Below are 7,732 nucleotides of genomic sequence, written 5' to 3'. Positions count from 1 at the left end.
TGCTTGTGGAGAGCGGCTTGGCCAGGGCCGACGACAAGGAGGCGATCTGGGAGATGCCTGATGTGACCCGGTTGACCCTGAGTGATTAGCCTAAGGCTAACTGCTGCCTTGCCTGATCCGCGTGCTCGAGCGAGACCGGGCCATTCGTCCCGGCGGACCCACGGGGTGCTGTGGGCCGGTCACCCGTGCCGGCGCAGGTCGTGGAAGAAGTCCTCGATCATGTTGAGTTCTCCGGAGCGGGCCGTCTCGTCGTAGACGTATTTGCCGACGGCGAGGTCGAGTACTCCGAGGCCGAACGGCGAGAAGATCACGGGCCGTCCGGTGGGGGGCGTTACTCGTCCGCTCATGACGTCGGCGAGTGTGCCGTGCAGGAAGCCGCGGTTGCCGATGAGTTGTTCGGCCAGGTGCGGGGAGGTGTCGGCTTTGAGGCAGTGTTCGACGTCGTCGACGATGTTGGTCGAGGCGAGGATGATCTCCGGTGCCAGGTCGCGCAGGGACACGTGCAGAACCAGTGGGTTGTGGTGGAACCAGGACGGGTCGCCGACGTGTGGCTCGCCCGCAACGGTGGCGAACACGACGAGGCCGCTGGAACGGACGAGGTCCTCGGGGCTGCCGTGCGCGGTGATCCGTGCGGCGGTGCCGGTCTGTTGGAGGTGGTCGCAAAATCCCGCTGCGCTGCGGTGGGACGGGTCATAGGCGCCGATCTCGTCGAAGGACCAGCCCACGGCGGTCAGGAAGGTGTGGATGTAGCGGGCGATCAGGCCCGTGCCGAAGAACCCGATGCGGGTGGGGCGTTGCCGGTTGCGGGTGAGGTGGTCGGCGGCCAGTGCTGCGGATGCGGCGGTTCGGGTGGCGCTGATGATGGAGCTTTCCAGACAGGCGAAGGGGTAGCCGGTGTCGTGATCGTTGAGGATCAGGACGGCGGACGCCCGGGGGATGCCGGCCTGGACGTTGCCGGGGAAGCTGGAGATCCATTTGAGGCCGTCCACCTGCGCCTGCCCGCCGATCGAGGCGGGCAGCGCGATGATCCGGGAGGTGGGCCGGTCCGGGAAGCGCAGGAAGTAGGAGGGGGGATTGACCGACTCCCCTGCGGCGTGCAGCCGGTAGGTGGCCTCGATGAGGTCCACGATCTGCGTTTCCCTGTCCTGCAGGGCGTGCTGGACCTGGGCGCCGGAGATCACTGCGAACGGGGGCACGGTGTGCGGCTGGGGCATGACGGGCTCCATTGCCGTGGAACGGACGGTGGTCATGGGGCGTTCTTCTCGCCGGTCGGCGGGCATGGGAGCGGGTTCAGCGGTTCGGCCATGGCGACAAGCACCTCGCGTGGTCCTTGGAAAGCCTCCCTGCTGTGTGCGGTGCGCACGTTGTCGAGGAGCATGAGGTCGCCGGCCTGCCACGGTTCGCGGGCGGTGTGGGCGGTGTAGGTGTCGTTGAGGAGCTGGATGATGTCGGGGCCGATGGTGTCGCCGCCCCCGAAGCGGGTGTTGAACGGCAGTGACTCGGCGCCGTGGACGTCGATGAGGTATTCGCGGATCTCGGGGTCGATCGTCCATTCGTTGAGGAAGGCGATCTGGTTGAACCAGCAGCTGCGGCCGGTGACCGGGTGGGCCGTCACGGCGGGGCGGCGCTGGCGGGTGCGCAGGCTGCCGTCGGGTTGCCAGTCGAATGCGATGCCGGCTGTGCGGCAGTAGTCCTCGATGGCCCTGCGGTCATCGGTGCCGAAGGCCTCGTCGTAGGGGGCGCCGATCTCGTCGTTGTAGGTGCGGGTGAGCAGCCAGCCTTCTTGTTCGAAGCGGTGGACGAGATCGGTGGGCAGTGCCTGAAGGATGGTGGCGGCGTCGGCGATGGCGGTGGCTCCGCCGGTCGTGGGTGCGCTCAGGCACGCGAACAGCATGAGGCCGGGGGGCTGGAGGGTGTAGCTGAGTTCGTGGTGCATGCACATCGGCTGGTTCGGCGGCCATGCGGAGGAGGAGTACAGGCCCGGGGTGTAGGTCCGGCGGGGGGCGAAGGATTCCTTGTCGGTCATCAGGGCCGGGGCCAGGCGGTGCAGGGCGTCGCCGGCTTGCTCCGCGTGGCGCAGGTGCAGGCCGCGGATGAGGAGCGCGCCGTGTTCGGTGACCAGGGTGCGCAGTGCGCGGTGGTGTTCAGCTGCCCAGGCGGGTGCGTCATCGGCGGTGTCCACGTGCAGGATCGGGGGTTTGCCGGGATTCCGTTCCACGTTGAGGAGGGACACCGGTGTCGGGTATGGCATGGTGCTGTTCCTTTCGATGCGGTTCAAGAAGAGGTCGTTGGTGCGGTTGCGTGGCGCTCGCGCCGGTGGTCGACCAGGGCGGCGAGGTCGGTGAGGACCGGGTGTGCGATGACGTCTTTGGGGGCCACGGCGCGGTCCAGGGCCACGGCGAGTTTCACCGCCGACAGGGAGGTGCCGCCGCGGTCGAAGAAGTGGTCGCGGCGTCCGATGTGGTCCTGGGGCACGCCGAGGACGTGTCCCCAGGCGGCCGCCAGCCGCTGCTCGGTGGGTGTGGCCGGCGCCTCGTGATCGTCGTCGCTGGTGGCGCGTTGTGTGGCGAGCGCTGTCAGTGCCTTCTTGTCGGTCTTGCTGTTGGCGGTCAGCGGCAGGCTCGCGCGCCAGTGGAAGGCCGCCGGGACCATGTAGGTGGGCAGAGAGGCACCCAGCAGGTCGTTGAGGGCCCTGGGGTCGACGGGCTTTTCGGCGGAGTAGAAGGCGATCAGGTGTTTGCTCTGATCGGCGCGTTCGGCCACCACCACGGCGCCGTCGCGGATGCCGGGGAGGCGCAGTAGCGCGTTCTCGATCTCGCCGATCTCGATCCGGAACCCGCGGATCTTGACCTGGGCGTCGCGGCGGCCGAGGAACTCCAGTTTCCCCGAAGGATGCCAGCGCCCGTAGTCGCCGCCGAGATACAGCCGTGTGCCGGCGCGGAGCGGATCGGCCAGGTAGGCCGCTCGTGTGCGTTCGGGGTCGTTGATGTATCCACGGCCGACACAGACCCCGGAGAACGCGATCAGGCCCGGGGCGCCCAGTGGCACGGGTGCGAGGTGTTCGTCAACGACGTAGATGTGCACGTTGTTGACCGGGCGGCCGAGCAGGATGCGTTCCGGTGCCCGGTGCATGACGTCGTGATTGGTGTCGTCCGAGGTCTCGGTGAGCCCGTAGGCGTTGACCAGCGCGATGTGGGGCTGAGCGGTGAACCAGCGCTCGGCGGTCTCCTTCTTCAGTGCCTCCCCGGTGACCGACAGGTATCGCAGGTCGGGCAGTGCCCGGGGGCGCTGTTCGAGCTCGGTCAGGACGGCTTCGAGGTAGGAGGGCACGAGTTGCAGGACGGTGGCCCTGCCGTCGGTGACGGTGTCGAGGAATCGGGGGACGTCGAGGATGGCGTCCTGTTCGACCAGCAGGGTTCGCCCACCGGTCAGCAGGGCGCACAGCAGCTGCCACAGGGAGATGTCGAAGCACTGTGGCGCGGTCTGGGCGACCACCTGCCCCTCGCCGATGTGGAGGTCGTCGATCTTGGCGTAGAGGTGGTTGAGCAGGCCGGCGTGTTCGCACATGGCGCCTTTCGGCTCACCGGTCGAGCCGGAGGTGAAGTAGATGTACGCCAGTTGGCCGGGCGTGACGTGGATGCCGGGATCGTCGTCTGCGTGGGTTTCTTCGCAGGCCGCCTCGACAAAAAGCTTCTCGGTGCCGGGCCGGGACTCGAGTGCCTGGTCGAGGGTGGTGGTGCTGCCGGGTTCGGTCAGCACCAGGGTGCAGTCGGCGCGGGAGAGGATGGCGGCGATGCGTTCGGCCGGGAAGTGCGGCTCGATGGGAAGGTAGGCGCCTCCGGATTTGAAGACCGCGAGGACGGCGGCGAGCCAGTCCACGTTACGTCCGGTCACCACCGCGACAACGGTTTCGGGGGCAAGCCCGCGGCCTGCGAGGGCGTGGGCCAGCCGGTTTGCCCGGGCGTTGAGCTCCGCATAGGTCCACTGCCGGCCGGCGTGAACGGCGGCGATGGCTTCCGGGTGCATCCGCACCCGCTCCTCGAACAGTTCATGAACCCTCGCGCTCGGCAACTGCCTTTCAGGCCCGGCCCCTTGGTCGAGCTGGAAGCGCAGTTCCTCATCGGACAGCAGGCTCTGGCGCGCGTGTTCTGCATCGGGGTCGGCGGTGATCAGCGCAAGCGCCCTCACGTGGTAGCCGGCGATGCGGGCGGCGCCGTCGGCGTCGAGTGTGTCGGTGCGGTAACGCAGTCGCAGCACGAGCCGGCCGTTGTGGGGCCGGATGCCCACCCGCAGCGCAGTGTCCCCGGTGAGGTCCCCGTCGGTCGTGGTGGGATCGAGAACGGTCTCGAACAACGGCCCGGTCAGGTCCAGTTCGCGCTTGAGATGGTCGATGTCGAAGGCTGGAACATCCTGGTGCGTCAGCAGTTCAGCCCTCGCCTGGTGGGTGGTGTGCAGCAGTTGTTTCCATGAGGCGGGTGCGGTGGTGAGCCGGCAGGGCAGCAGGTTGCCGGCGGGGGTGACGTAGCCGGTGGTGATCTGCTGCTCGGCGGACAGCGCCGCGAGCACCTTGGCGTGCGTCGCCAGCACAAGCGAGTCGAGCGGTATCGCCAGTTCGCCGGCCAGCCGGCACAGCCCGGTGACGATGCCTTCGGGGACGTGTGTCTCGTACTGGCTCACGCCGGGCACCGGGTGGAGGGTCCAGCGTGGCACGGGGGTGAATCCGCCCCTTGTCAGTACGCCGCGCCAGTACTCCAGGCCGTTTCGGGTGGGGTTGGGGTGCGTTGCCATCGGTTCGTTTCCTGTCCTTGTGGCTGGTGTCGCGGTGTCAGGTGCCATCGGCTCGGGCGGCACGGGCGGCACGGGCGGCGCGGGCGGCGTCGGCTTCCGGGCGGTCCTCAAGGGGGATGTCGCCTCCCGGCATGTCCTGGGCCGGGTTGCCCGCCCACTGGGCGTGCGGGGGGATCTCCTCGCCCTTCATGAGGAAGGAGTCAGGTCCCAGCACGGCGCCGTCGCCGATCGTCACGCCGTAGTGGACGAAGGCGCCGACCCCGAGGGTGCAACCGCTGCCGAGGACGCTGCGGTCGGACTTGAAGGCGCCGTCCTCCTGTGAGTGGCACTGGATCACGGTCCCGGCATTGAGCGTGCTGTCGTCGCCGATAGTGACGAGGGTGCGCTCCGGGAGGAAGCAGCCGTCGTCGAAGACCCGTTTGCCGATCCGGGCCCCCAAAAGCCGCCAGATGACGTTCTTGAAGGGAGTGCCGTTGAAGACCTGGAGGTAGTCGACCGACGCCATCTTCCAAAACCGTTCATGGTGCCAGAAGCCGGGCTCGTAGATCGAGCAGTACAGCGGCTGCTGCGCTGTAAAGCCGGTGGAGGCCCGTTCGATCAGCGCGAAGTGGACGACGGTGTAGGTGAAGGTGAGGACGGTGGCCAGCGCGATCGCCGGTGCACCGAGCCAGGGATAGAGGCCGGCCGCGCCCATGGTGACAAGGGTGATCACGAAGAGGTGGCCCCACCTCGCCAGCAGGTACAGGCCGGCGGTTGCGGCATTGTGCCTGTTCTTGGCGGCCAGGCGGCGGCGCAGCTCATCGCCGGTCTGCAGATGGCTGAACCTGTTGTCCCGCAGCACGGTGCGCGGTATCTCGAAACTGGGTGAACCCAGCAGGCCCACGCCCTCACGCACCGGACCGTCGGTGGGGACCATGACTTTCGTGGCGAGCAGGCAGTTGTCGCCGGTCTTGCCCTGTGAGGGGTAGGCGACGCGGTTCCCGAGGAAGTTGCGGGGCCCGACCGACGCGCGGGACAGACGGAAAGACGTGCTGGAGAAGTCGGCGTTCATCAGGGACAGACCATCGGCGATCATGGTGCCGGTGCCGACAGAGCTCAGGTACGGGTTGTCATGCTGTACCTCGGTGCCGAAGTTCGACCCGGTCTGCTCGATGCGGGACAGGTCGTATCCGAGGTAGCGCAGGTAGTGGACGATGCTGGAGCTGTCGCCGAAGAGCGTGGTGAAGAACTTCCTGTTGGTCATCAGCGCGATCACCCGCTGGATGCCGTAGTGGAAGCCGTACAGCGGATAGACCCTGCCGGGCTTGACGGCCCTGTTCAGGACACGCGGCACGGTGCCCAGGACCAGGAGGCCGGCCAGTGTCGAGCCGCCAAACAGTGCCAAAGAGATGATCAAGGCATCGGCGAAGAACGCCGGGCCGGCCACCGGCCGGGGGTCCACCAGCGGATGAAGCAACGGGACGCGGGCCAGCAGGACGCTCGCAGCGCCCATCGTCAGCGGCAGCCATACCACCAGCAGACTCAGCAGTTGCAGAACACCGTAGGCGGCCCTCTTGCGGGTGGGACAGTCGGCCGGACCCACCCTCGCGCAGTCCACGCCGGCCGGCTGCGCCGGCGAGCCGTGCCAGCGTTCACCGGCGGGCACCACCTGGCCGCCGTGCAGACAGGAGGCGTGGCCCAGCTGGGCGCCGTCACCCATCTCGGTACCGATGTCGAGGACCGTGTGCTCACTGACGAGCACCCTGCTGCCGAGCGTGACCCGGCCGGTCTGGATCAGCCCGCCATGAGCGCGGTAGCAGGACAGCAGCACGTCCTTACGGATCACCGTACCGTCACCGACGGTGAGCAGGTCGGCGCAGACCGGGCTCGTGCGGGTGAGGATCGTGACGCCGGCGCCGATCCGCGCGCCGAGCGCCCTGAGGTAGAACACGTACAGCGGTGAGCCGACAAACAGCCGCAGCGGACTTGTACGGATCAAGGTCTTGACGACCCAGAAACGCAGATACTCCATGCCCCACAGGGGAAACCCGCCTGCCCGCCAGCGGCCGATGAGTGTCCATTTCGCCACGATCGGGAAGGCACACAGCCCCAGAAAACCCCCGCCGGCACACAGAACCGACCGCAGGTAGAGGTCGAACAGACCCGAGCCAGCACAGATCCATGCGTAGCCTGCAGCGGCGGCGAAAGCGGAAAGCAGGCAATAACCCAGGAAGAACAGACACTGCAGCACTCCGCAGGAGACGTACCGCACCGTGACGGCCCCAGCCCTTCCACCGGCCCCAGCCCTTCCACCGGCCGGAGCCCTTCCACCGGCCGGAGCCCTTGCACCGGCCGGTGTGGGCGTGACCGGCGCCGGTGCCGGTGCCTGCGCCGGTGCCGGTGCCGGTGGCTTGACGAGCGCATTCGGGGACGGGACGGGAGCAGGCGCGGCATCCAAGAGCGCGACGGCCAGGCTCCGGATGGTGGGATACCGGTAGATGTCCTTCATCGACACCGCCGGCAGGTCCTCCCGCTTCCTCACCCGCGCACAGAACTGCGCCATCACCAGGGAATCCGCGCCCAGGTCATTGAAGAAGTGACTGTGCGACGGCACCCGCCCCACACCTACGACACCGGCCAGCACCTCAGCCAGACACCTCTCGATACCGGTCACCGAACCGGCCACCCTGCCGTCCTGGCAGGCCGAGATGCCAGCCGAACCGGCCGCAATTGCGTCCGCCGTTTTGTCTAGCACGAGAGCTCCTCGAGGGCGTTTTCTCAGTGGGTACGGATTCGTGACGCCCGACCTCTTCAGTAGGCCCGCCCGGAGAGTTCCTGTCCTGCCCCTGAACTTCGGGACTTGACATCGAAGCCCGGCATTGATAGCGAGCCGCTTTATGCTCGCCGCACTGCGGCCCCATGATCCCTGCGCACGTGACGCCGCCCGCGACCCCGTCGCACGGCA

4 protein-coding genes are annotated in these 7,732 nt (G+C 67.9%); all 4 read right to left on the bottom strand.

Going from position 1 to position 7,732, the window contains the following annotated elements:
- Nucleotides 1-179 precede the first annotated feature (179 nt).
- Genes sbnB through ABZ818_RS37085 form a run of 4 tightly spaced genes read right to left on the bottom strand, consistent with a single transcriptional unit; the run spans nt 180 to nt 7,453 of the window.
- Nucleotides 180-1,250: a 2,3-diaminopropionate biosynthesis protein SbnB gene (gene sbnB / locus ABZ818_RS37100; RefSeq protein WP_361424975.1), complete on the bottom strand. Its 1,071-nt coding sequence runs from the start codon at nt 1,248-1,250 to the stop codon at nt 180-182.
- On the bottom strand, nt 1,247-2,251 hold the full coding sequence (locus ABZ818_RS37095) for a TauD/TfdA family dioxygenase (RefSeq protein WP_361424972.1): 1,005 nt from the start codon (nt 2,249-2,251) through the stop codon (nt 1,247-1,249). The genes sbnB and ABZ818_RS37095 overlap by 4 nt, the downstream gene beginning before the upstream one ends.
- A 23-nt stretch (nt 2,252-2,274) precedes the next feature.
- The gene (locus ABZ818_RS37090) at nt 2,275-4,788 is read right to left on the bottom strand and encodes an amino acid adenylation domain-containing protein (RefSeq protein ID WP_361424969.1); all 2,514 of its coding nucleotides are present in this window, start codon (nt 4,786-4,788) and stop codon (nt 2,275-2,277) included.
- A 37-nt stretch (nt 4,789-4,825) separates the two neighbouring features.
- Nucleotides 4,826-7,453: a Pls/PosA family non-ribosomal peptide synthetase gene (locus tag ABZ818_RS37085; RefSeq protein WP_361424981.1), complete on the bottom strand. Its 2,628-nt coding sequence runs from the start codon at nt 7,451-7,453 to the stop codon at nt 4,826-4,828.
- Between the last annotated feature and the right edge of the window lie 279 nt (nt 7,454-7,732).

Origin of the sequence: Streptomyces sp. NPDC047453 (genome assembly GCF_040643155.1) — a bacterium.
Lineage (GTDB): Bacteria > Actinomycetota > Actinomycetes > Streptomycetales > Streptomycetaceae > Streptomyces.
Note: the sequence above shows the minus strand (reverse complement) of the source record. Positions and strands in the feature narration are given on the sequence as shown.

What these genes read in the sequence shown, in the direction of transcription:
- sbnB (WP_361424975.1), bottom strand. Translation starts at nt 1,250, where the DNA reads ATGACCACCGTCCGTTCCACGGCAATGGAGCCCGTCATGCCCCAGCCG.
- ABZ818_RS37095 (WP_361424972.1), bottom strand. Translation starts at nt 2,251, where the DNA reads ATGCCATACCCGACACCGGTGTCCCTCCTCAACGTGGAACGGAATCCC.
- ABZ818_RS37090 (WP_361424969.1), bottom strand. Translation starts at nt 4,788, where the DNA reads ATGGCAACGCACCCCAACCCCACCCGAAACGGCCTGGAGTACTGGCGC.